Origin of the sequence: Amycolatopsis acidiphila (genome assembly GCF_021391495.1) — a bacterium.
In the GTDB taxonomy this organism is placed as follows: Bacteria; Actinomycetota; Actinomycetes; order Mycobacteriales; family Pseudonocardiaceae; genus Amycolatopsis_E; species Amycolatopsis_E acidiphila.
On the sequence record NZ_CP090063.1, the window covers coordinates 845175 to 866519 of the forward strand.

The window sequence follows — 21345 nt, forward strand, 5'->3', positions numbered from 1 at the left end:
GTGCCGCACGCTGGCGAGCCGGACCGTCAACGGCAACCAGGTGGAGCTGCTCGCGGACGACGCGGGCGGCAACGGCCGGTTCTCCTCGGCAGGCGAGGTCGTCCAGACCAGCATCACCGAGCTCGGCGCGCGGCTCGACCCGGCCTCGCTCTCCTGCGTCGAGTCGTCGGTGCCGGCGTGTGTGGTGAGCGCGCCGCTGAGCGGCGGCCGGGTCGGCGAGGTGATGGTCGAGCGCGACGGCGACTGGCGCTCGGTGGACAAGCCGTACTTCTCGGCCGCGGGTGTGGTCGGGCTGGGCAACGTCACCGGGACGGACGCGCCGGAGGTCACCGTCGTGGACTCGTCGCCGGTGCTGGCGCGGGTCTACGCCCTTGACGGCAGCGTGGTGGGCTGCACCAGGAAGTACAGCTACCCGGTCCTGCCCCTGACCTACGCGTTGACGGGTTCGCGCTCGGGTTCCGCCTCCAGCAGCGGCGGCGCGGTTTGCGAGTGCAGGATCTCGTCGTCGAGGAGGTTCTCCGTGCGGGCGATCCAGGTCGGGATGGCGATCTGGCCGGTCACGTTCGTCGCGGTGCGCATCATGTCCAGGATCGGGTCGATCCCGTAGATCACCGCGATGCCGGTGGCGATCACCTCGGGCGGCAGGTTCAGCGTGCTCAGCGTCAGGGTGAGCATGGTGAACCAGCCCGTGACCCCGGCGGTCGCGATGGCGCCGAACACGGCCACCAGCACGATCAGCACGTAGTCCCCGAAGCCGAGGTGGATGCCGAACAGGTTCGCGATGAAGATGCTGGCGACGGCGGGGTAGACCGCGGCGCAGCCGTCCATCTTCGTCGTGGTGCCCAGCGGCACCGCGAAGCTCGCGTACCCGGGGTCGACGCCGAGGTTCACCGCGGTCTGCCTGCTCAGCGGCAGTGTCGCGCCGGAGGAACGCGACACGAAGGCGAACTGGATCGCGGTCCAGGCCTTGCGGAAGAACAGCACCGGGCTCACCTTGCCGACGAACCGCAGCAGCAGCGGGTAGACCACGAACAGCACCAGCAGCGTGCCGACGTAGACGGCGACGATCAGCGACAGCAGCGGCCGGGCGAACTGGTCGCCGTAGGTGGCGAACGCGTGCCCGATCAGGCCCAGGACGCCGATCGGGGCGAGCCGGATGATCCAGCTCAGCACCTTCTGCACCAGGTCGAACACGACCCGGTTGAACCGCACGAACGGCTCCGCGCGGTCGCCGAGCGCGTACGCGGCCAGCCCCACGGCCAGCGAGATGACGACGACCTGCAGGATCTCGCCGTCGGCGAAGGCGGCGAACACGTTGCTGGGCACCAGGTTCTGCACCAGGTCCAGCCACGACCCGTGGTCCCGGCTGGCGAGCTTGTCCACGGTGGACTGGTTCGGCCGCAGCGACACACCGGTGCCAGGGTTCACGATCTTGCCGACGGCGATGCCGATGAGCACCGCGATGAACGACGTGGTGGCGAACCACAGCACGGTCTTCCCGCCGAGGCGCGCCGCGGTGCGGGCGCCGCCGAGGCCGCGCAGGCTGGCGATGCCGAGCACGATCGCGGTGAAGACCAGCGGCAGCACGGTCACCTGCAGCAGGTTCGCGAAGATCGTGCCGATCGTGTCGAGGGTGGTGGTCAGCCAGCTGAGGTGTGCCTGCCGGGCCAGGACGCCGAGCAGCGCGCCGACGACCAGGGCGGCGACCACCACGAGGCCGAAGACCTTGGGTTTGCGGTAGGTCTGTAACAGGGACACGGGCTCGCTCCGGTGTGTGAAATTTCTTCTCGTTTGCCGGAAAGTGTGAACGCCCTGTCCCTTTCGGGTAATCCGTGTCCCGCTATGTGAGAGACCACAGGTCAGTGACGGTGAGGCCGACCTGGGCGAGCAGCCGCCGGGTGAGCGGCAGGCTGATGCCGATCACGCTCGACGGGTCGCCGTCGATGCCCTCGACGAACCAGCCGCCCAGCCCGTCGAGGGTGAACGCCCCGGCCACGGCGAGTGGCTCGCCGGTGCCGATGTAGGCCTCGATCTCCTCCGGTGACGGATCGGCGAAGCGCACGGTGGTCGTCTGGCTGCCGGTCGCCCGCCGGGTCGCCTTGCCGCCCTCCAGCCGAAGCACCGCGTGCCCGGTCAGCAGCTCACCCGTGTTGCCGGCGAGCTGCGCCCAGCGCTTGCGGGCGGCCTCGGGGGTGCCCGGCTTGCCGAGCATCTCGCCCTCGATCGAGAGCATCGAGTCGCAGCCGACGATCACCGCGTCGCCGTGCGTGCCGGCCACCGTCTCCAGCACCGCCTCGGCCTTGGCGACCGCGAGCGCGGTGACCAGCTCGTCGGGCCTCGGGTCGGTCAGCGCCGCGGCGACGGCGTCCTCGTCGACGCCGGAGACGACGACACTCGGTTCGATCCCGGCGGCACGCAGCACGCTGAGACGGGCGGGGGAGGCAGAGGCCAGCACGAAACGCACGGGCTATGAGGGTAGGGCAGGCTCCGGCTGGGGTGCCACGGGAGCCGGGCGGACGACCCGTTTCATCGCGATCGCGGCGACCGCGCCGAGCAGCAGCACCGCGGCGGGCAGGATCAGCGTCTCGCGCGCCGCTGTGGTCAGCGCCAGCGGCGCGTTGCCGTGTTCGGCCGTCATCGCGGCGCTGATGCGGGCCTGCAGCAGCACGCCGATCGCGGCAGCGCCGAGCACGCCGCCGACCTGCCGTGCGGTGTTGAAGATGCCGGAGGCGGAGCCGGCGAGGGTGCGGTCGACCGAGCTCATCGCCACGTTGCTCATCGGCGCGAACACGAAGCCGGTGCCGATCCCGCACAGCAGCAGCGCGGGGGTCAGCGCCCACGGGCTGGTGTCCGGCCGGGCCTGCAGGGCGATCACGCCGAGCCCCGCGGCGAGCGCCACGAAGCCGAACATCACCAGGTACTTGGCGTTGACCCGGTCCGAAAGACGGCCGATGAACGGCGCGACGATGCCCGACAGCAGCGACATCGGCGCGGTCAGCACACCGGCCGCGGTCGGGCTCATGCCCAGCACGTCCTGGATGTAGACGACGAGCGGGACGAACATGCCGGTGATCGCGAAGCCGATCGCCAGTGCGGTGGCCGTGCCGGCCGAGAAGTTGCGGTTGTTGAACACGCGCAGCGGCAGGAGTGGCTCGCGAGTGTTGAACCGTTGCCACACCACGAAGGCGACGAGGAACAGGACACCGGCGCCGATGATCTCGAAGATGTTCACCGGCCCGAACACCTTGCCCCAGCTGTACTGCTGACCGTTCTGGATGCCGAAGACCAGGCAGAACAGGCCGGCGGCCGACAGCAGGATGCCGGGGACGTCGAACGAGTGCGAGTGCCGCGGCTGCCAGTCCGGCACGAGCAGCGCGGTCAGCACGATCGCGACCACGCCTACCGGCACGTTCACGAAGAAGATCCACTCCCAGCCGAGGCTGTCGACCAGGACGCCGCCCAGCAGTGGGCCGGTGATGGTCGCCAGCCCGGCGACCCCACCCCACAGGCCCATCGCCGGGCCGCGCTTGGCGGGCGGGAACAGGTGCGTGATGAACGCGAGCGTCTGCGGGGTCATCAGCGCGGCGCCGAGACCCTGCACGGCGCGGGCGGTGATGAGCATTTCGACGTTGCCCGACAGGCCGCACCACAGCGAGGCCAGGGTGAACACCGTGAGCCCGGCGAGGAACACCCGCTTCGGGCCGAAGCGGTCGCCGAGCCGGCTGGTGAACAGCATCGGGACCGCGTAGGTGAGCAGGTAGACGCTGAGCACCCAGACCACGGAGTTGAGCGTGGTGCCCAGCTCCCGGACCATGGCCGGGATGGCGATGGACACGATCGTGGTGTCCAGCAGGATCATGAAGAAACCCAGGCACAGCGCGGAAAGCGCCGCCCACGGGTTAGGCTGTCTTGCCATCGGATCTTTCCTTTTCGTCCACAATGGAGAGATGGGGGAGCTGGTCCGGCTTCTGCTCGTCGGGCCAGGTGATGCGGCCGGACTCGAGGTCGGCGATCAGCTGCTCGGTCCAGTCCAGTTCGGACTTGCGCTGATGGTGGGTGAAGGCGTGCTCGATCCAGTACATGGTGGGCAGGTCCTCTTTCAGCACCTGCTCGATGACGACCTCGTCCGCGGCGATGCGGGCCCTGAGGTTGATCGCGCGCATCCGGAGCTGGTCCATGACGTCGTGCTGGTCCAGCTCGCTGGCGGCGGAGAGCGCGACCGGGTACTGCGGGTACTCCTGGGCCGGCGTGGCGATCATGTCGCGCGCCTGGTCGGCGAAGGTGTCGCGACCCTGCTCGGTCATCGCGTAGACGGTGCGCTCGGGACGCCGCCCCTGGCGCTGGGTGTCCACGACCTCGATGAAGCCCTGGCCCTCGAGGCGCTCGACCGTGTGGTAGAGCGAGCCGGGCCGCAGCTTGACCCGGTAGTCGACGCGGCGGTGGCGCATCAGCTGGGTCATCTCGTAGGGGTGCATGGGCTTCTCGTGCAGGAGCTCGAGGATCGCCATCGCGAGGGGAGTGAGCACCTGCTTTGCGGTGGACACTGTGAATCATTCCCTCCGGATGAGTCCTGATCGTATATTCCACATGGACTATAAGGCTGGGATGCGGGGTTGTCGAGGGGGTGGCCGCGGGTTCGGTGGCTGGGTTCGGGGGCGAGGGGTGGGGCGCGGGGCCGGTGGCCGGGTTCGGGTTCGGGTTCGGTGGCCGGGGTTTCGGGAGCGAGGGGTGGGCGCGGGGCCGGTGGCCGGGGCGCGGGGTCGGGGGCTGTGGCAGCCGCGGGTCCACGGCCGGGTGGGCTGGCCGCGGGTCCGGTGGCCGGGTGCGGAGCGATGTCCGCTGCGGGTTCATGGCCGGGCGCGGGTCTGCTGGCGGGCGCGGTCCGAGGGGTGGCCGCGGGTCCGGTGGCCGCGCACGGGCCGATGGCAGACTTCGGGTTCGCTGGCCGGGTGCGGGTGCGGGTGCGGGTGCGGTGGCCGGGGTTCGAGGGCTTGGCCGGGAGTCCGGTGGCCGGGCGCGGGAGCGATGGCAGGGCGTCGATCCGCTGACCGCCGCGGGACCGCTGGCCGCCCGCGGGTCCCATGGCCGACAGCGGCCATCGCGCAGCCGAAAGTTCGCGATCGTCGGCCGGGCGGAACGCCGTTCGCTGCACGGGATCGAGCGGCCCGCCGGGTTGAAAAAGGTGACAGTGCACGGAATTCCGGGGGTCGACGAGGTTTCGCCTGCTCGCCGGGCTGCCCGCGTTGCGGCAGCTGACCGTGCACGGCGCCGAGCCGCCCACGGACCTGGTCCGGCTGCGTCCGCTCACCGGGGTGCGCTTCGAGCTGTTCGACGTGACCGACCACGCCCGCCCACAACGCGCTGCCGGAGGCGGAGCTGACGATCACCCGCGTGCGCGGGCCGTTTCCTAGTCCCCGCCCACCCGGGCGCTCACGGCGAGGATGTGGTTGGCGATCAGCTCGTGCAACGCGTCTCCCTCGCCGGATTCCAGCAGGTCGCAGATGCGGGTGTGCTCCTCGATGATGATCCGGGGCCGGTCGGCGTTGTCCCGCCGCAGCGCGGTATGGACCATTCGCAGCTGCCGGTCGCGCAGGCCCGAGTAGAACTCGTCGAGCAGGGTGTTGCCGGCGGCGTGCACCAGTGCGGCGTGGAAGTCCCGGTCGATGGACGTGAAGCGCGGGTCCGGGTAGCTCAGCGAACGCTGCTCCGCCAGCAGTTCACGCATCGTCGCGGCCACCTCCTGCTGCCGGCCGCCGCCGATGACCTTCGCCGCGGCGTGCCGCTCCAGGAAGATCCGCGCCTCGGCGATGTCCTCGGCCTCGCTCGCGGACACCGGCACGACCAGCGCGCCCTTCTTCGGGTACAGCCGCAGCAGGCCCTCGGTGGACAGGCGCAGGAACGCCTCCCGCACCGGGGTCCGGGACAGCTCGACCTCGTCGGCGACCTCGCCCTCGCTGATCAGGCGCCCGCCTTCGAACCGGCCGTCCAGGATCCGCTCCTTCGTCCACCGGTACGCCCGTTCGCTCGCGGTCTCCGGTGAGCTGCGGGGGTTCCGGCGCACCATCGGTCCTCCTTCGCGGGCGCTCCTCGCCGCGCCCGCTTCGTGCGGGGCCTCCTGTGACCGGTCCCTCGTTGACATGGCCGCATCCTAACGACGACCCTGATAGATACAAGATAGATGCAACACGAGGAGGGCTGCTGTGCGCAAGGCGTGGTTCATGTGGGGGCTGGGTGCCCTCTGCTACCTCACCGCGCTCTTCCACCGGATGAGCCTGTCGGTGGCCGGTCTCACCGCACAGGAACGCTTCTCGGTCGACGCGACCGGTCTCGCCGCGTTCTCCGTGGTCCAGCTGGTGCTCTACGCCGTGCTGCAGGTGCCGGTCGGCGCCGCCGCCGACCGGTTCGGCCCGCGCCGGCTGCTGCTGGCCGGGACGGCGCTGATGGCGGTCGGCTCGACCGTCTTCGCCCTCGCCACGGCCTATCCGCTCGCGATGACCGGCCGCGCGCTGATCGGCGCGGGTGACGCCTTCCTGTTCGTCAACGTGCTCCGCCTGGCGCACAACTGGTTCCCCGGCCGCCGGTACGCACTCGTGGCCGCGCTGACCGGCATGATCGGTGGTCTCGGCCAGCTCATCGCGACCGCGCCGCTCGCCGCGCTGCTCACCGGGTTCGGCTGGACGACGGCCTTCCTCGCGGCGGGTGTGGTCACCGCGGTGCTGCTGGCCGTGGTGGGACTGCTGCTGCGCGAAAGCCCGACCGGCTCCGTGGCACCCGTCGTGACGGACGAGCCGTTCCGCGAGAGCCTGCGGCACGCCTGGCGCAACCGCGGCACCCGGCACGCGATGTGGACGCATTACACGTTGATGGGCACGTTCGTCTCGTTCACCGCGGTGCTCGGCCAGCCGTACCTGGTGAGCGCGCAGGGCCGGACGCCGGGCGCGGCGAGTGGCCTGCTGAGTGTCGTGGTGATCGGGTTCGTGCTGGTCAGCACCATGGCGGGGCAGGTGGGCTCCCGTCGTCCCGAACTGCGCGCACGGCTGGTCGCGACGTCGGCTTCGGTCAGCGCGGCGTGCTGGGTGGCGCTGGTCGCGATCCCCGGCCCGCTGCCGACGGACGTGCTCGCGCCCGTGCTGTTCCTGATCGGCGCGGCGGGCGGGGTGAGCATGCTGGCCTTCGACCTGGCCCGCACGTCGAACCACGGGCATCAGGCCGGGATCGCCAGCGGAGTGGCGAACATGGGCGGGTTCTGCTTCGCCGTGGTCGCCGAGCTGGGGGTCGGCATCCTGCTGGACGCGCTCGTCGCCCACGGCGTGGCGGCGCCCCTCGCGCACCGGCTGGCCTTCGGTGTCGTGCTGGTGCTGGCGCTGGTGGGCACGTTCCGGCTGTTCAGGCTGCACGATCACGCCGGTGTCCGGCCCCGGCGCGCGGAGGTGCTGGAGCCGGTCGGCTGAGCCTCAGCGCGGAAGGCCGGACGCGCGCCAGGCGCCCTCGCCCGGGTGGAGGGAGCGCCGCAGCAGGCGGGCGCGGTCGGCCCACTTCGAGCGCCGCTCGGGACTGGGTGGGGCGGGCGGCGTCGAGGCCGCCGCCGCCAGGACCACCGTCACGGCTGCCAGCTCGGCGTCGTCCGGGTTACCGCGCACGACCCGCAGGAACGGCCGCTTCTCGTCGTCACTCATGAGTGCCTCACAGCGGGATGTTGCCGTGCTTCTTGGGCGGCAGGGTCTCGCGCTTGTCCCGCAGCATCGACAGCGCGCGCGCAACGTGACCCCGTGTGTGCGCCGGGACGATGACGGAGTCGACGTACCCGCGCTCAGCCGCTTCGTACGGGTTGAGCAGCGCGTCCTCGTACTCCTGGATCAGCTCGGCGCGCAGCGCTTCGACGTCCTTGCCCTCTTCGGCGGCCTTCGCGAGCGTCTTGCGGTGCACGATGTTCGCCGCGCCCTGCGCGCCCATGACGGCGACCTGCGCGGTCGGCCACGCGAGGTTGAGGTCCGCGCCCAGGTGCTTCGAGCCCATCACGTCGTACGCGCCGCCGTACGCCTTGCGCGTGATCACCGTGACGAGCGGGACGGTGGCCTCGGCGTAGGCGAAGATCAGCTTCGCGCCGCGGCGGATGATGCCGTTCCACTCCTGGTCGGTGCCGGGCAGGAAGCCGGGGACGTCGACGAAGGTCAGTACCGGGATGTTGAACGCGTCGCAGGTGCGGACGAAGCGGGCGGCCTTCTCGGAGGCGTCGATGTCGAGGCAGCCAGCGAACTGGGTGGGTTGGTTGGCCACGACGCCGACGGCGTGCCCGTCGACGCGGCCGAACCCGACCAGCACGTTGGGCGCGAACAGCTCCTGGACCTCGAGGAAGTCGCCGTCGTCGAGGACGCGGGTGATGACCTCGTGCATGTCGTAGGGCTGGTTGGGCGAGTCCGGGATGAGGGTGTTGAGCTCGACGTCGGTCTCGCTGACGCCGTCCGCGATGGACTCGCCCGAGGGCTCCGGCGCCTCGAACACCGGCGGGTCGGACAGGTTGTTCGACGGCAGGAACGACAGCAGTTCCTTGACGTAGGCGACCGCGTCCTCCTCGTCCGAGCCGAGGTAGTGCGCGTTGCCGGACTTGGTGTTGTGCGTGCGTGCGCCGCCGAGCTCCTCGAACGTGACCTCCTCGCCGGTCACCGTCTTCACCACGTCCGGACCGGTGATGAACATGTGCGAGGTCTGGTCCACCATCACGACGAAGTCGGTCAGCGCGGGGGAGTAGACGTGCCCGCCCGCGTTCGCGCCCATGATCAGCGAGATCTGCGGGATGACGCCGGAGGCCTGCACGTTGCGGCGGAAGATCTCGCCGTACAGGCCGAGCGACACGACGCCTTCCTGGATGCGCGCGCCGCCGCCCTCGTTGATCCCGATGATCGGCCTGCCGGTCTTGATCGCCAGGTCCATCACCTTGACGATCTTCTCGCCGTAGACCTCGCCGAGCGAGCCGCCGAACACGGTCACGTCCTGGCTGAACACGCACACCGGGCGCCCGTCGACGGTGCCGTAGCCGGTCACCACGCCGTCGCCGTAGGGCCGGTTGTTCTCCTGCCCGAAGTTCGTGGACCGGTGCCGCGCCAGCTCGTCCAGCTCGACGAACGAGCCCGGGTCCAGCAGCAGGTCGATCCGTTCGCGCGCGGTCTTCTTGCCCTTCGCGTGCTGACGCTCCACCGCGCGTGCCGAGCCGGCGTGGACCGCCTCGTCGTAGCGCAGGTACAGGTCGGCGAGCTTCCCGGCCGTGGTGTGGATGTCCGGTTCTTCCACTGGGGGCGTCCCGATCGGCTCCGTCGCGCTGCTCATGTTTCCGGAGCTTAACGACTGTCGAGTACGCCCGCGTGTGGCGTCAACCTCACCGATCGGCGTGCACGGCGGTGAAGAGGTCCTCGAGCCGGGCGGGCCAGGCCGCCAGCTCCGCGTCCGCGTACTCGGCGGGCAGGACGTGCGTCAGCTCGACGCGGGTGCCGAAGTCGGGATCGGCGAACAGCTCCCAGCGCACCAGGCCGGGCTCGCCGTCGTGCTCCAGCAGCCTCGGCGCCTCGGCGCGGGTCGGCTTCGGTCCGCGCTCGGCGAGCACCTGCCAGGCCTCCTCGATCGGCTTCCACACCAGGTCGAGCCCGAAGTGCAGCTCGGCCCCCTCGGCGGTGTCGACGCGGGTGCCCTCGGCGAGGCCGAAGACGTCGAGGTAGTGCCGCATCGCGGAAAGCCAGTCGGTGAACGGCTCGTCCAGGCGGTCGTCCAGGCGGGCGCCGAGCGCGCCGAGGCAGTGGTCCCAGCCCGCCGCGTTGCGGCCCGCGGCCAGCCTGCCAAGATCGCCTCCGCCGAGCGTCTGCGTGAAGTGCAGGACGCAGCCGTCCCCGTCGGGCACCAGCTCGAACCGCAGGATGTCGTGGTTCCAGCGGAACGCGTACACCTTCGGTGGGTCCAGCTCGAGGATCTCCCCGTCGCGGGCGCCGTCGATGGGAGCCGTGCCGGGGAAGACGAACGTCATCGGCGCGCCGACCTTCAGCTCGGTCTCGACGGTTGCCGGGAACCAGTGCGCCATCTCGGCGGGATCGGTGATCGCCCGCCACACCTTCGCCACGGGGTGCTTGAACCGCCGCTCGAACCGCAGCACGGTCGCACCGCTGACCGTGTCCATCTCCGCGTCCATCAGTCGTCCCCTTCGCTGTCGAGGTGGCGTTCGAGGGCGTCGAAGCCGGCCTCCCACATCCGCCGGTACGGCGCGAGCCACTCGTCCAGCTCGACGAGCGGCTGCACGCGCAGCCGGTACCAGCGCCGTTGCGCGTCCTGGCGCACCTCGACCAGGCCCGCCTCACGCAGGACCTTCAGATGCTTGGACACCGCGGGCTGGGTGAGCGAGAGCCGGTCCACCAGGTCGCCGACCGGGCGTTCGCGGCCGCGCAGCAGGTCGAGGATCTCGCGGCGCCGGGGTTCGGCCAGCACCTCGAACATTGATGCCATGACAGTAATATAACTAGTTCGGAATATTATCTGTCAAGAACCGGCCCGGAGTGAGGCCGTAGTACCGCTTGAACCAGCGCGTCAGATGGCTCTGGTCGGCGAACCCGGCTCCCGCCGCGGCGTCGGCGGGAGGGTGGCCCTCGGTCAGCAGCCGCCGCGCGGCGCGGAGCCGGAGCTGACGCTGGTAGTCGCTGGGCGCGAGGCCGTACGCGGCGACGAAGGCGCGATGCAGCGCGAAGCGGCTGCAGCCGGCGGCCTCGGCGAGGTCGTCCGCGCGGAGGTCTTCCGCGTACGCGGCTTCGAGCAGGTCACGCGCCCGCCGCACCCCGACAGGGAGGCTCCGCGTTCGCGCCGGACGGGTCGAACCGCGGCCGACGAGTGCGCGGACGGTCGCGTGCAGGGCTTCGTCCTGCGTCAGCCGGCTCTCGCCCAGGACCGCGTGCAGGCGGCGCAGCGCGGCGGCGAGCACGGCGTCCTCGAGCACCGGTTCGGCGAACAGCGGCATGCCCACCTGGCGATCTGCCGTGTCCCGCAGGACATCCGTGATCAGCACCGGTCCGATGTGGACGATCCGGTAGGTGAAGCCGTCGGCGAGCGCGGCCTGTCCGTCGTGCGGGGCCTCGGGGTTGAACGCCATCACCATCCCGGCCGCGCTGGTCCGCGCGGCGCCCCGGCAGGTGAACGCCTGCGCGCCCGCCTCGGTGACGCCGAAGGAGTAGGTCTCGTGGCTGTGCCGGTGGTAGACGTGCCGTTCGAAATGGGCGTGCATCGCTTCGAGCGGGCGGTCCGCCGCCCGCCAGTAGCTCGCCCAGTCGGTCACGCCGCGATTATCCCGCACCAGCGTTCAAGACGGCCCGGTCCTTGTCCGGCGACGATCGCGGGTATGCAAGCGAAGACGAAGATCGCCGTCGTGGTGCGGGACGACCTGGCGACGTGGCAGCGGCTCAACGTGACGGCGTTCCTGGTGAGCGGCGTCGCCGCGCGGTTCCCAGAGACCGTCGGCGTCGAGTACGAGGACGCGTCCGGGCAGCGGTACCTGCCGATGTTCGGGCAGCCGGTGCTGGTGTACGCCGCGGCTGCCGGCGCACTGACCGCGGCGCACCAGAAGGCCGTCGAGCGCGAGCTCGCCGTCGCCGTCTACACCGAGGAACTGTTCGTGACCGGCAACGACGTCGACAACCGCGCCGCCGTGCGGGCTGTGCCGACCGAGAAGCTGGCGTTGGCCGGCATCGCGGTGCGCGGCCCCCGGAACGCGGTCGACAAAGCGTTCAAGGGCCTTTCGTTGCATCCTTGAAACCGCGGAGGAGGAGTTCCAGCCCCTCGCGGAATTCCTCCTCCGCGCTGACCTGCCCGGCGGCGTGCGCGGTTTCGGCGAGCACCGCGAAATGCTCCTGCTCGCGCAACGCGGTCGTCCCGGCTCCGGCCAGCGGGCTGTGGTAGCCGGTCTGCAGTGCGCCGAGCACGTAGCTCAGGTACGCGCGGAACGCGATCACCCTGGCCCTGCCGGTGAACCCCGCGTCGGTGAGTACGCCCAGCACGACCTCGCCCCACTGCCGTGAGGCGATCGACTTGTGCCGGTGGATCAGCAGCAGCGGCACGACGGCGGAATGCGCGCCGACGGCTTCGCGGACCCGTTCGGCGAGGATCCGCAACCGCTCGTACGGCGTGCCATCCGGCAGCTCGAACTCGGTGAGGCCGAGGACGAGGTCGACGACCAGCTCTTCGAGCTGCCCGCGGTCGGTGACGTAGCGGTACAGCGACATCGTGCTCATGCCCAGCTCCTTGCCGACGGCGCGCATGGAAAGGCCGTCGAGACCGTCGCGGTCGAGGACGGCGAGTGCGGCGGCGGCGAGCTGGGCGGGGTTGAGCGAGCGGGGGCGTGGCATGGCGGTTGACAGCGTACAAGATACGCGTAACTTCGTTAGCGTACGCCGCACGCTAACGAGGGAGTCAACATGCGGAAGTTCGAGACCGTCACCGGCGAGCAGGTCACCGTGCCCGACCCGGACTGCCTGGTGCACCTGCAGTTCCGGCGCTTCGCCGGCTGCCCGGTGTGCAACCTCCACCTGCAGTCGGTACTCCGGCGGCACGACGAGATCGTCCAGGCCGGCGTCCGCGAGGTCGTCTTCTTCCACTCGCCGGCCGACGAGCTGCGCAAGCACGTGGCCGACCTGCCGTTCGCGGTGATCGCGGACCCGGACAAGCGCGTCTACGCCGAGTACGGCGTGGACTCGGCGCCGCGCGCACTGCTCGACCCTCGCGTATGGGGCACGATCCTGCGCGCGGTGTGCACCGGGCTGCTCAGGCGCGACCCGGTGCCGTCGCGGCAGCCCGTGGGCGGACGGCTCGGGCTGCCCGCCGACTTCCTGATCGCGCCCGACGGACGGGTGGTCGCGAGCAAGCACGGCGTGCACGCCTACGACCAGTGGCCGGTCGACGAGATCGTCGCCCACGCCGATGAGTTTCGCGCCGCGGGCGGGTCCAACCAGGAAAGGACGGACGAGTCGAGGAGCAGAGGATGAGCCTGCCGCAGGTCGTTTCCCGGGAAGAGTGGCTGGTCGCCCGCAAGGAGCTGCTCGCGCGCGAGAAGGCCGCGACGCGGGCGCGGGACGAGCTCAACGCCGTCCGGCGCCGCCTCCCGATGGTCGAGCTCGGCAAGGAGTACGTCTTCACGGGGGCGGCCGGGAAGGCCACCCTGCTGGACCTGTTCGAGGGCCGGCACCAGCTGATCGTGCAGCACTTCATGTTCGGCCCGGACTGGGACGCGGGCTGCCCGAGCTGCACGGCCGCGGCCGACGAGATCTCGGCGGGCCTGCTCCAGCACCTCAACGTGCGGGACACGACGCTCGCCGTGATCGCCCGCGCCCCCTGGGAGAAAGTGCGGGCGTACCAGGCGAGCCGTGACTGGAACTTCGCGTTCTACTCGTCGTACGGCAGCGACTTCAACTACGACTTCCACGTCACGCTGGACGAGTCGGTGCTGCCGGTCGAGTACAACTACCGCACCGCTGCGGAGCACCGCGCGGCAGGCACCGAGGGGTACGTCGACGGAGAGCAGCCGCTCGAACGGCCCGGGCACAGCTGCTTCCTGCGCGTGGGCGACGACGTCTTCCACACCTACTCGGTGTACGGAAGGGGAGACGAATCGCTCGGCGGCTCCTACTATTTCCTGGACCTCACGGCGCTCGGGCGCCAGGAGGACTGGGAGGAACCCAAGGGCCGCGCGGACAGCGTCCGGGCTGCCGTCCCCGACTTTGCGGAGTGACGATGTCGCGGTTGCACGAGGTCATGGCCGGTCACGTCGAACGCGGCACCGTTCCCGGCGCGGTCACGCTGGTGAGCAGGCGCGGCGACGTGCAGGTCGATGTCGTCGGGAACCGGTCGCTGGACGGGCCGCCGCTGCGGCGGGACTCGTTGTTCCGGATCAGCTCGATGACGAAGCCGATCACCGCGGTGGCCGCGCTGACGCTCGTCGAGGACTGCTTGCTGCGGCTGGACGCCCCGGTCGACGACGTGTTGCCCGAGCTGGCGAACCGGCGGGTGCTCAAGAGCCTGGACAGCGAGCTGGACGACACCGTGCCCGCGGTCCGGTCGATCACGACGCGGGATCTGCTGACCTTCCGGCTCGGCTTCGGCCAGCTGATGGCGCAGCCGGACGCGTACCCGATCCTGAAGGCGGCGAACGACCGGTCGCTGGGAATGGGGCCGCCCCAGCCGTTCGACTACCCGGCGCCCGACGAGTGGCTGCGGCGGCTGGGCGAGCTGCCGCTGATGTGCCAGCCGGGCGAGAAATGGCTGTACCACACCGGTTCCGACGTGCTGGGGGTGCTGCTCGAGCGGGTGTGCGGGAAGCCGCTGGACGAGGTGCTGACCGAGCGGGTCTTCGAACCGCTGGGCATGAAGGACACTTCGTTCAGTACGTCCGATGTGGACCGCCTGGTGACCAGCTACCAGATGGACTACTCGGTTTTCGACGAGCCGTCCGGTGGCCAGTGGAGTCGTCGTCCGCCGTTCCTGTCCGGCGGCGGCGGACTTCTGTCCACTGTGGACGACCTGTCGGCGTTCGCGCACATGATGCTGAACTCGGGGCGCTACCAGGGCGTCCGCGTGCTGTCCCGGCCGATGGTCGAGCTGATGACGACCGACCAGCTCACGCCCGCGCAGAAAGCGGTTTCCGGGTTCTTTCCGGGGTATTTCGACGACCGCGGCTGGGGGTTCGGCGTCTCGGTCGCGACCGCGCGCACGAACGTCTTCCAGACACCGGGCCGGTTCGGCTGGGACGGCGGACTGGGTACGTCGTGGCAGGCGGACCCGAAGGAGGAGCTGACCGCGATCATGCTGACGCAGCGGGCGGGTTTCCCGGACCTCTCGGCCGTGTACACGGACTTCTGGACCTCGGTCTACGCGTCGCTGCCGGACTGACGCGCTAGCGACTGCGCGCCTTGACGTGCAGCCGCTCGCCCTGGGGGCCGAACAGGCTGAGGAACTCGGCGGGGCGGGAGTCGGCGTTGCCGAACCAGTGCGGGACCCGGGTGTCGAACTCGGCGACCTCGCCCGCGCGCAGCACGATGTCGTGCTCGCCCAGGACGACGCGCACGCGGCCGCTCAGCACGTACAGCCACTCGTAACCCTCGTGCACCCGCGGGTCCGGCTCCGCCCGCCCGCCGGGCAGGATGTGCTTGAACGCCTGCAGGCCACCGGGGTTGTGGCTGAGCGGGATCAGCGTCATGCCGTCGCGCTCGACCGGCTTCAGCCGCACGCGCGGGTCACCGGTCGGCGGGGCGCCGACCAGTTCGTCCAATGGCACGCGGTGCGCCCTGGCCAGTGGCAGCAGTAGCTCCAGGCTGGGCTTGCGGCTGCCCGACTCGAGCCGGGACAGGGTGCTGACCGAGATGCCCGTCGCCTCCGCGAGCGAGGCCAGGGTCGCGCCGTTCTGCTTGCGCAGCGCCCGCAGCCGCGGGCCCACCGCGGTCAGCACGTGGTCGAGTTCGTCCGTCATCTCCCAATTGCAGTTTCGGCAACTCGATTTGTCAAACCAGCGGTGTGGTGTACGAGACATCCCGCACGGGAAGGGTTTCTCGTGCCCGCGTGGTTGATCCAGATGGATCCCGGGAACAGGCCCGGAACCCTGAGCCGCCCAGGCCGGCGCACGACCTGCCCGACTCGTTCACGTAATGGTGAAGCCGCCATTCGTGGCGGTGTGGAGGTGTTTCGGCAATGTCGTTGAACACGCGTTTCGGCGTCGACGTGCTCGGTCTTCTCGCTGGTGTGTTCCTCGCGGTGACCGCCGTGGCGTTCACGGCCACGGTCGCCGGGTGGGTCGGCTTCGGTGTCTTCACCGGGCTGGCCGTGATCGGGGCGGCCGGTGCGGTCTTCGCCACCAGGTTGTCCGCCCGCATCGGGCACGGCGTACTCGGCCTGGTGGGCCTGTGGTCGCTGATCGCGGCCCTCGTCTTCACCAGCCCGGCGCTGCTGTTCGCCGACGCGCTGGCCGTGGTGCTGGTCGCGCTGGTGGACCTGACCGTGCACGAGCTTTCGACCGAGCGGGTGGTGCACCAGCTCGACGTGCGGACCACCGAGCCGGCGGCGAAGGCCGTCGCCTGACGCAGAACTCTCTCACCCGAGCCCGGCGCCCTTGTGGCGCCGGGCTTTTTCCCGTGCGCAGCGAGACGAGCAGCGCGTTCTTGTCCGGCTTGCCGTGCGCCGCCTCGGCCAGCGTTCGCCGCACCACGTCGCGTAGCGCGTCGAAGTCCGGGACGCGACCGGGCGCGGCGGCGACGGCCGTGTTGCTGGCGCTCGCCCGGGTCCGCAGGCGGGGTCTTCCGCGGGCCGACCGAGTGCCGCGGGGGCGCCACAGCAGGGCTGAGGCTCACACCCCCGTCGTCGAGCCGGGGCGGACGATCATCAGCACCACGACGACCGCCCACGCCAGCGCGAACAACCCGGTCACCATCCCGAGGTTCGGACCGCCGGCGTTCTCGTCCTTCTCCAGTGCCGCGAGGACTCTCCGCTGGCCCGGCACGATGACCAGTGCCAGCAACAGCGCGGCGACCGCGGTCAGCGCCATGGAGATCACCAGCCAGGCGTCACCGAGTACGTGCATCTGCCCCGCGAGCGCGATCCCGAACACCGGCACCGCGAGACCCGCCACGGCGTAACCGGTGCTGATCCGGTGCAGGACCCGCAGCACGCCGACCTCCTTCGCGCGGGCGTGCCGGGGGAACAGGCTCGCGGCGACGGTCACCGGCCCGATCAGCACGATCGCCGCCAGCACGTGCACGCTGAGCAGAACCTTGGTCACGGTCCACCTCCTAGTTTCAGTCAGACTGTAACCTAGGTTTGAGCCGGGCTGAAACGAAGGGCCTCTGCGAAGATGCAGGACGTGACCCAGCCACCCGCCACCAGCCCCGCGATGTTGCTCGTCCTGCTCGGCAGGCGGCTGCGCGAGCGGATGGACGCCGAGCTGCGGGAACAGGGGCTGTCGCTGCGGCACATGTCGGCGCTGGGGCACCTCGCCGGAGGGCCCGGCCTGTCCTACAGCGAGCTGGCGCGGCGCGCGCGGATCACCGTGCAGAGCATGCAGTCGACGCTGGCGCAGTTGGAGGCGATGGGCGCCATCGAGCGCCGTACCGAGCCGGGCCGCGGCCGCACGGCCGAACTGCACGTGACCGGCACGGGCGCGGCCCTGCTGGCGAAGGGGCGCGAGATCGTCCGCGCCACGGACGAGCAGCTGGTGTCCGCGCTCGGCGAGGACGAACACGCGCTGACGACGATGCTGTTGCGGGCGCTCAGCGCGTCAGCAGGTCCCGCAGCGCCTTGAGCACGTCGGCCGGGGACTCCTCGGCCATGAAGTGACCGGACGAGACGGTGCGGTGGTCGAGGTCGGGCGCCCAGGCCCGCCACACCGCGGCGGCGTCGTAGCCGAGGGCGGCGCCCCAGTCCTGCTGCAGCACCGTGACCGGCATCCGCAGCCGGTTGCCCGCCCCCCGGTCCGCGGTGTCGTGCTGGACGTCGATGCCCGCCGACGCCCGGTAGTCGGCGACGATCGAGGTCACCGCGTTCCGCGACGCGTCCAGGTAGGCGGCACGCACGTCGGCGGGAATGGCGTCCGGGCGCGTGCCCCAGGCGTCCAGGAAGTGACCGAAGAACGCGTCCGCGCTCGCGCCGATCAGCTGCTCGGGCAGGCCCGGCGGCTGCGCCATCAGGTACAGGTGGAAGGCGACGGCGGCGTTCGCCCCGTGCAGGACTTCCCACATGTCCAACGTGGGCAGCACGTCCAGCGACGCCAGGTGGGTGACGGCGTCGGGGTGGTCGAGTCCGGCGCGGATCGCGACCAGCGCGCCACGGTCGTGCCCGGCGAGGGCGAACCGGTCGTGCCCGAAGGCACGGGCGAGCGCCACGACGTCGGCGGCCATGGTGCGCTTCGAATAGGTCTGCCCGGCGGTGTCGGCGGGCTTGTCGCTGTCGCCGTAGCCGCGCAGGTCCGGGCAGAGCACGGTGTGGTCGCCCGCGAGGTCGGCGGCCACGTGCCGCCACATCAGGTGGGTCTGGGGAAAGCCGTGCAGGAGCACGACCGGGCTGCCCGAGCCGCCCACCGCGACGTTGAGTGCGACGCCGTCGGCCACGGTCACCCTTTGGTAGTCGAAACCGGAGATCTGCATGGCCCCGAGCCTGCCCGGCGCCGATCAGCAACCGGTCAGCGACGACTCAGCGGCTACAGTGCGTGCGTGCGGTTCGGCGTCCTCGGTCCACTCGTGGCGGAGGACGACCGTGGCCCGGTGGACCTGAAAGGGCCGCGGCACCGCGCGGTGCTGGCGCGGCTGCTGATCGCCAAGGGCCGCGTGGTCCCGGTGGACCGGCTGGTCGACGACCTGTGGGAAGACCCGCCCGACGGTGCCCTCGGCGCGATCCAGACCTTCGTGTCCACGCTGCGCCGAGCGCTCGAACCCGGCCGGGCGCCGCGGGCACCCGCCCGGCTGCTCGTGACGAGCCCGCCCGGTTACGCACTGCACGCGGCGCCGGACGGGGTCGACGCCTGGCGCTTCGAGTCCGCGGTGACCGCCTGCGGCGAGTCGCTCGCCGGCCACCGGCCCGCTGTCGCGCTGTCGCAAGTGGACGAGGCTCTGCGCCTGTGGCGCGGTCCGGCGTACGCCGAGTTCGACGACCAGGCCTGGGCGCGCTCGGAGATCGCCCGGCTCGACGAGCTGCGCGCGCTGGCAGCGGAACGTCGCGCGGAAGCGCTGCTGGCGCTCGGCCGCGCCGCCGAAGCCGTGCCGGACCTGGACGCGCACGTCGCCACCCATCCCTTGCGCGAGGACGGCTGGCGACTGCTCGCACTCGCGCTGTACCGGTCGGGGCGGCAGGGCGACGCGCTGGCCGCGCTCCGCCGGGCCCGGCACGTGCTGGCGTCGGAGCTGGGCATCGATCCCGCTCCCGGCCTGCGGCGGCTGGAGTCCGACATCCTGGCTCACTCGCCGGATCTCGACGTGCCCGCCGCACCGGCGGTCCAGCGGCTGGTGGGACGGGGCGACGAACTGGCCCGGCTGAAGGCCGCGGCCGCGACGACGGTCGCCCGCGGCCGGCTCGCTCTCGCGCTGATCTCGGGTGACGCGGGCGGGGGCAAGACCGCGCTCGCCGAAGCGCTGGCGTCGGAGCTGGGCTGGACCACCGCCTGGGGCACGAGTCCCGACCGCGAAGGCGTGCCGACGGCGTGGCCGTGGGCCCAGCTGCTGAGCGCACTCGGCGCCGACGCGGACGTGCTGGCACCGGCGCCCGCCGAGGACCCCGTGGTGGCCAGGTTCTCCTGGCATCGCGGCGTCGGCTCCTACCTGGCCGGCGTCGCGCAGCAGGGCCCGCTGCTGCTGGTGCTCGACGACCTGCACGCTGCCGGCGCGGAAACCTTGGCGCTGCTGGTTTCCCTGGTGACCGATCCCGTCCCGCAGCCGGTGCTGGTAGTCGCGACCCATCGCACGACCGATGTCTCCGCGCAGCTGACCGAGTTCCTGGGGCGCGTGGCCCGCACCGAGCCGACGCGGATCTACCTCGGCGGTCTTTCGCAGCCCGCGGTGGCCGAGCTGGTCCGCGCGATCACGGGTGACGACGTGGACGAGGCCACGGTGAACGCGATTTCCCAGCGCAGCGGGGGAAATCCGTTCTTCGTCCGTGAACTCGCGTGCCTGCTCGAAACGGACCGCGACCTCTCGTCCGTGCCGCCGGGCGTGCGCGATGTCGTCCGGTATCGCGTCGCGCGGCTGCCCGAGCCGGTCCAGGTGGTGCTGCGGCGGGCGGCGGTGCTCGGGACCGGGCTCGACCTCGACCTGCTGGCCGCGGTGACCGGTGGCGAGGTGCTCGACGCGGTGGAAACCGCCGTGCGACATGGGTTCCTGGTGGAGCGTGGGCCGCAGCGGTTCCAGTTCGCGCACGCCCTGGTCCAGGACACCGTGTACGGCGACCTGTCGCGTTCACGCCGCGCCCGCTGGCACCTGGAGACCGCCGACGCGATCGAGCGGCTGCGCCCGGACGACGTCGAATCGTTGGCACACCATTACCTTCTGGCCGGCAGCCCCGCTGCCGTGCGGTATGCGCGGGCCGCGGCGGAACAGGCCGAACGCCGGTTCGCCCCGCACGAGGCGGCCCGGCTGTGGCAGGACGCACTCACCGCGCACGACGGCTCGGACGACGTCCGAACCCGGCTCGACCTGACGATGGGACTGGTGCGGGCGCTCGCCGTCACGGGCGGGCTGGAGCAGGCGCGGCACCGCCGTGCGGAAGCGATCGCGCTCGCCGACACGCTTGGCGACCCACTGCTGACCGCGCGGGTGATCGGCGCCTTCGACGTCCCCGCGATCTGGACCGAGAACGATGATCCCGTGCTGGCCCGGCGGATCGCCGACGTCGCGGAGCGAACGCTCACGGCACTGCCGCCGGAAAACCGCGCCGACCGCGGCAGGCTGCTCGCCACGCTGGCACTGGAACTGCGCAACGCCGGGGGAGACCGCGCGCGGACGGCGGCTCGGGAGGCCGAGGTCATCGCCCGTGAGCTGGACGAGCCGACGTTGCTGGCCTTCGCTCTCGACGCCCGGTTCATCCAGTCCTTCGAACGTGCCGGGCTCGCGCCGGAACGCGCCCGGATCGGGGCGGAACTGGTGGCGCTGGCGGCCCGGCACGCGCTGGTGACGTTCGAGGTGCTGGGACATCTGATCCTGGTCCAGGCGCACTCGGCGCTGGCGGATTTCGCCGCCGCCGACCGGCACGCCGCCGCGGCCGACCGACTTGGGGAGGACTACCAGATCCCACTGGTGGGCGTGTTCACCCAGTGGTACCAAGCACTTCGCCTGGCCGTGCTCGGGTCGCCCGCCGAGGCCGCCTACCGTGCCGCCGCGGCCAGGCTGAGCGGCACGGGAATGTCCGGAGTGGACAACGGCATCCTGGGGCTGGCGTTGTTGTGCGACCGCGTCCAGCGCGGCGAGCCGCTCGACGTGCGGGCGGACTTCGGCGGCTACGAGCGCTGGTGCCGGCCCTTGATGACCGGGCGTCCGGTCGGATCCGTCCCGCCTTCCCCGCACGACTTGCTCTACGAAGCCCGGATCTGTCTACAAGCGATGGTCGCGATCGGACACAGTGATCGGGCGACGATGGAGCGGTGTCATGCCGACCTGCTGCCCGCCGCGGGTGAACTCGCCGGGGCGGGAAGTGGGATGGTCACCTTGCGGCCGGTGGCTTTCTACCTCGGCGACCTGGCCACCGCCCTCGACGATCCCCGGGCGGAAGAGCACTACCGGCAAGCCGAGGCGATCGCCCGGCGTGCGGGGGCGCCGCACTGGGCCGAGACCGCCCGGCAGCGGCTCGGGCGCTGACTGC

The 21345-nt window shown here is 71.3% G+C and carries 24 protein-coding genes; 10 read left to right on the forward strand and 14 right to left on the reverse strand.

From position 1 onward, the window contains the following. Positions 1 to 429: 429 nt before the first annotated feature. The 4 genes from LWP59_RS04135 to LWP59_RS04150 form a co-directional block, all read right to left on the reverse strand. The gene (locus LWP59_RS04135) at positions 430 to 1758 is read right to left on the reverse strand and encodes a dicarboxylate/amino acid:cation symporter (protein WP_144643873.1); all 1329 of its coding nucleotides are present in this window, start codon (positions 1756 to 1758) and stop codon (positions 430 to 432) included. A gap of 82 nt (positions 1759 to 1840) precedes the next feature. After that, entirely contained in the window at positions 1841 to 2464 is a 624-nt protein-coding gene (locus tag LWP59_RS04140) for a Maf family protein (RefSeq protein ID WP_144643871.1), read from the reverse strand. Between the two features lie 3 nt (positions 2465 to 2467). Further along, entirely contained in the window at positions 2468 to 3916 is a 1449-nt protein-coding gene (locus LWP59_RS04145; RefSeq protein ID WP_144643869.1) for a DHA2 family efflux MFS transporter permease subunit, read from the reverse strand. Then, positions 3900 to 4544 (reverse strand): PadR family transcriptional regulator, encoded by a 645-nt coding sequence (locus tag LWP59_RS04150; RefSeq protein WP_229858420.1) that lies wholly within the window; start codon positions 4542 to 4544, stop codon positions 3900 to 3902. Before LWP59_RS04150 ends, LWP59_RS04145 begins: the two co-directional genes overlap by 17 nt. 288 nt (positions 4545 to 4832) lie before the next feature. Here LWP59_RS04150 and LWP59_RS04155 point away from each other — a divergent pair, with 288 nt between their 5' ends. Together LWP59_RS04155 and LWP59_RS04160 are read left to right on the forward strand one after the other, a co-directional pair. After that, a complete protein-coding gene (locus LWP59_RS04155; protein WP_186383570.1) occupies positions 4833 to 5048 on the forward strand; it encodes a hypothetical protein in 216 nt (71 codons plus the stop codon). A gap of 195 nt (positions 5049 to 5243) precedes the next feature. Continuing rightward, complete coding sequence (locus LWP59_RS04160) at positions 5244 to 5411, forward strand: hypothetical protein (protein ID WP_186383571.1); 168 nt, start codon at positions 5244 to 5246, stop codon at positions 5409 to 5411. Here LWP59_RS04160 and LWP59_RS04165 read toward each other — a convergent pair. After that, the gene (locus LWP59_RS04165) at positions 5408 to 6064 is read right to left on the reverse strand and encodes a GntR family transcriptional regulator (protein WP_144644377.1); all 657 of its coding nucleotides are present in this window, start codon (positions 6062 to 6064) and stop codon (positions 5408 to 5410) included. The two genes, LWP59_RS04160 and LWP59_RS04165, sit on opposite strands and share 4 nt — an antisense overlap. Positions 6065 to 6200: 136 nt before the next feature. Between LWP59_RS04165 and LWP59_RS04170 the strand changes: the two genes are divergently transcribed. Beyond that, positions 6201 to 7451, forward strand: coding sequence for an MFS transporter (locus LWP59_RS04170; RefSeq protein ID WP_229858423.1), 1251 nt, complete (start codon positions 6201 to 6203; stop codon positions 7449 to 7451). Positions 7452 to 7454: 3 nt separating this feature from the next. On the opposite strand, the gene LWP59_RS04175 is transcribed toward LWP59_RS04170, so the two are convergent. Genes LWP59_RS04175 through LWP59_RS04195 form a run of 5 tightly spaced genes read right to left on the reverse strand, consistent with a single transcriptional unit; the run spans position 7455 to position 11305 of the window. Then, positions 7455 to 7676, reverse strand: a complete 222-nt coding sequence (locus LWP59_RS04175; RefSeq protein ID WP_144644381.1) for an acyl-CoA carboxylase subunit epsilon — start codon at positions 7674 to 7676, stop codon at positions 7455 to 7457. Between the two features lie 7 nt (positions 7677 to 7683). Next, entirely contained in the window at positions 7684 to 9324 is a 1641-nt protein-coding gene (locus LWP59_RS04180; RefSeq protein WP_144644384.1) for an acyl-CoA carboxylase subunit beta, read from the reverse strand. A gap of 49 nt (positions 9325 to 9373) precedes the next feature. Beyond that, entirely contained in the window at positions 9374 to 10174 is an 801-nt protein-coding gene (locus LWP59_RS04185) for an SRPBCC family protein (protein ID WP_229858426.1), read from the reverse strand. Next, a complete protein-coding gene (locus LWP59_RS04190) occupies positions 10174 to 10485 on the reverse strand; it encodes an ArsR/SmtB family transcription factor (RefSeq protein WP_144644389.1) in 312 nt (103 codons plus the stop codon). Before LWP59_RS04190 ends, LWP59_RS04185 begins: the two co-directional genes overlap by 1 nt. A gap of 13 nt (positions 10486 to 10498) precedes the next feature. Then, positions 10499 to 11305, reverse strand: a complete 807-nt coding sequence (locus LWP59_RS04195; protein WP_229858430.1) for an AraC family transcriptional regulator — start codon at positions 11303 to 11305, stop codon at positions 10499 to 10501. A gap of 63 nt (positions 11306 to 11368) precedes the next feature. On the opposite strand from LWP59_RS04195, the gene LWP59_RS04200 reads away from it, so the two are divergent. After that, a complete protein-coding gene (locus LWP59_RS04200; RefSeq protein ID WP_144644392.1) occupies positions 11369 to 11779 on the forward strand; it encodes a DUF2000 domain-containing protein in 411 nt (136 codons plus the stop codon). On the opposite strand, the gene LWP59_RS04205 is transcribed toward LWP59_RS04200, so the two are convergent. Next, positions 11754 to 12371 (reverse strand): TetR/AcrR family transcriptional regulator, encoded by a 618-nt coding sequence (locus LWP59_RS04205; protein WP_144644395.1) that lies wholly within the window; start codon positions 12369 to 12371, stop codon positions 11754 to 11756. The two genes, LWP59_RS04200 and LWP59_RS04205, sit on opposite strands and share 26 nt — an antisense overlap. Before the next feature lie 69 nt (positions 12372 to 12440). Between LWP59_RS04205 and LWP59_RS04210 the strand changes: the two genes are divergently transcribed. Genes LWP59_RS04210 through LWP59_RS04220 form a run of 3 tightly spaced genes read left to right on the forward strand, consistent with a single transcriptional unit; the run spans position 12441 to position 14907 of the window. After that, positions 12441 to 13007 (forward strand): peroxiredoxin-like family protein, encoded by a 567-nt coding sequence (locus LWP59_RS04210; RefSeq protein WP_144644398.1) that lies wholly within the window; start codon positions 12441 to 12443, stop codon positions 13005 to 13007. Next, a complete protein-coding gene (locus LWP59_RS04215; RefSeq protein WP_144644401.1) occupies positions 13004 to 13750 on the forward strand; it encodes a DUF899 domain-containing protein in 747 nt (248 codons plus the stop codon). Before LWP59_RS04210 ends, LWP59_RS04215 begins: the two co-directional genes overlap by 4 nt. 2 nt (positions 13751 to 13752) lie before the next feature. Then, on the forward strand, positions 13753 to 14907 hold the full coding sequence (locus LWP59_RS04220; protein ID WP_229858432.1) for a serine hydrolase domain-containing protein: 1155 nt from the start codon (positions 13753 to 13755) through the stop codon (positions 14905 to 14907). Between the two features lie 4 nt (positions 14908 to 14911). Here LWP59_RS04220 and LWP59_RS04225 read toward each other — a convergent pair whose 3' ends face one another. Then, on the reverse strand, positions 14912 to 15484 hold the full coding sequence (locus LWP59_RS04225) for a helix-turn-helix domain-containing protein (protein WP_144644404.1): 573 nt from the start codon (positions 15482 to 15484) through the stop codon (positions 14912 to 14914). A 218-nt stretch (positions 15485 to 15702) separates the two neighbouring features. Here LWP59_RS04225 and LWP59_RS04230 point away from each other — a divergent pair, with 218 nt between their 5' ends. Then, entirely contained in the window at positions 15703 to 16089 is a 387-nt protein-coding gene (locus LWP59_RS04230; protein ID WP_144644407.1) for a hypothetical protein, read from the forward strand. Between the two features lie 265 nt (positions 16090 to 16354). On the opposite strand, the gene LWP59_RS04235 is transcribed toward LWP59_RS04230, so the two are convergent. Continuing rightward, positions 16355 to 16786, reverse strand: a complete 432-nt coding sequence (locus LWP59_RS04235) for a hypothetical protein (protein ID WP_144644410.1) — start codon at positions 16784 to 16786, stop codon at positions 16355 to 16357. Positions 16787 to 16867: 81 nt separating this feature from the next. On the opposite strand from LWP59_RS04235, the gene LWP59_RS04240 reads away from it, so the two are divergent. Beyond that, a complete protein-coding gene (locus LWP59_RS04240; protein ID WP_229858436.1) occupies positions 16868 to 17305 on the forward strand; it encodes a MarR family winged helix-turn-helix transcriptional regulator in 438 nt (145 codons plus the stop codon). Here LWP59_RS04240 and LWP59_RS04245 read toward each other — a convergent pair. After that, complete coding sequence (locus LWP59_RS04245; RefSeq protein WP_144644416.1) at positions 17274 to 18146, reverse strand: alpha/beta fold hydrolase; 873 nt, start codon at positions 18144 to 18146, stop codon at positions 17274 to 17276. The two genes, LWP59_RS04240 and LWP59_RS04245, sit on opposite strands and share 32 nt — an antisense overlap. Positions 18147 to 18212: 66 nt before the next feature. Between LWP59_RS04245 and LWP59_RS04250 the strand changes: the two genes are divergently transcribed. Continuing rightward, the gene (locus LWP59_RS04250) at positions 18213 to 21341 is read left to right on the forward strand and encodes a BTAD domain-containing putative transcriptional regulator (RefSeq protein WP_144644419.1); all 3129 of its coding nucleotides are present in this window, start codon (positions 18213 to 18215) and stop codon (positions 21339 to 21341) included. The last annotated feature ends 4 nt before the right edge of the window (positions 21342 to 21345 follow it).

What these genes read in the sequence shown, in the direction of transcription:
- LWP59_RS04145 (WP_144643869.1), bottom strand. Translation starts at nt 3,916, where the DNA reads ATGGCAAGACAGCCTAACCCGTGGGCGGCGCTTTCCGCGCTGTGCCTG.
- LWP59_RS04155 (WP_186383570.1), top strand. Translation starts at nt 4,833, where the DNA reads ATGTCCGCTGCGGGTTCATGGCCGGGCGCGGGTCTGCTGGCGGGCGCG.
- LWP59_RS04165 (WP_144644377.1), bottom strand. Translation starts at nt 6,064, where the DNA reads ATGGTGCGCCGGAACCCCCGCAGCTCACCGGAGACCGCGAGCGAACGG.
- LWP59_RS04175 (WP_144644381.1), bottom strand. Translation starts at nt 7,676, where the DNA reads ATGAGTGACGACGAGAAGCGGCCGTTCCTGCGGGTCGTGCGCGGTAAC.
- LWP59_RS04180 (WP_144644384.1), bottom strand. Translation starts at nt 9,324, where the DNA reads ATGAGCAGCGCGACGGAGCCGATCGGGACGCCCCCAGTGGAAGAACCG.
- LWP59_RS04185 (WP_229858426.1), bottom strand. Translation starts at nt 10,174, where the DNA reads ATGGACGCGGAGATGGACACGGTCAGCGGTGCGACCGTGCTGCGGTTC.
- LWP59_RS04190 (WP_144644389.1), bottom strand. Translation starts at nt 10,485, where the DNA reads ATGGCATCAATGTTCGAGGTGCTGGCCGAACCCCGGCGCCGCGAGATC.
- LWP59_RS04200 (WP_144644392.1), top strand. Translation starts at nt 11,369, where the DNA reads ATGCAAGCGAAGACGAAGATCGCCGTCGTGGTGCGGGACGACCTGGCG.
- LWP59_RS04205 (WP_144644395.1), bottom strand. Translation starts at nt 12,371, where the DNA reads ATGCCACGCCCCCGCTCGCTCAACCCCGCCCAGCTCGCCGCCGCCGCA.
- LWP59_RS04210 (WP_144644398.1), top strand. Translation starts at nt 12,441, where the DNA reads ATGCGGAAGTTCGAGACCGTCACCGGCGAGCAGGTCACCGTGCCCGAC.
- LWP59_RS04215 (WP_144644401.1), top strand. Translation starts at nt 13,004, where the DNA reads ATGAGCCTGCCGCAGGTCGTTTCCCGGGAAGAGTGGCTGGTCGCCCGC.
- LWP59_RS04220 (WP_229858432.1), top strand. Translation starts at nt 13,753, where the DNA reads ATGTCGCGGTTGCACGAGGTCATGGCCGGTCACGTCGAACGCGGCACC.
- LWP59_RS04225 (WP_144644404.1), bottom strand. Translation starts at nt 15,484, where the DNA reads ATGACGGACGAACTCGACCACGTGCTGACCGCGGTGGGCCCGCGGCTG.
- LWP59_RS04230 (WP_144644407.1), top strand. Translation starts at nt 15,703, where the DNA reads ATGTCGTTGAACACGCGTTTCGGCGTCGACGTGCTCGGTCTTCTCGCT.
- LWP59_RS04245 (WP_144644416.1), bottom strand. Translation starts at nt 18,146, where the DNA reads ATGCAGATCTCCGGTTTCGACTACCAAAGGGTGACCGTGGCCGACGGC.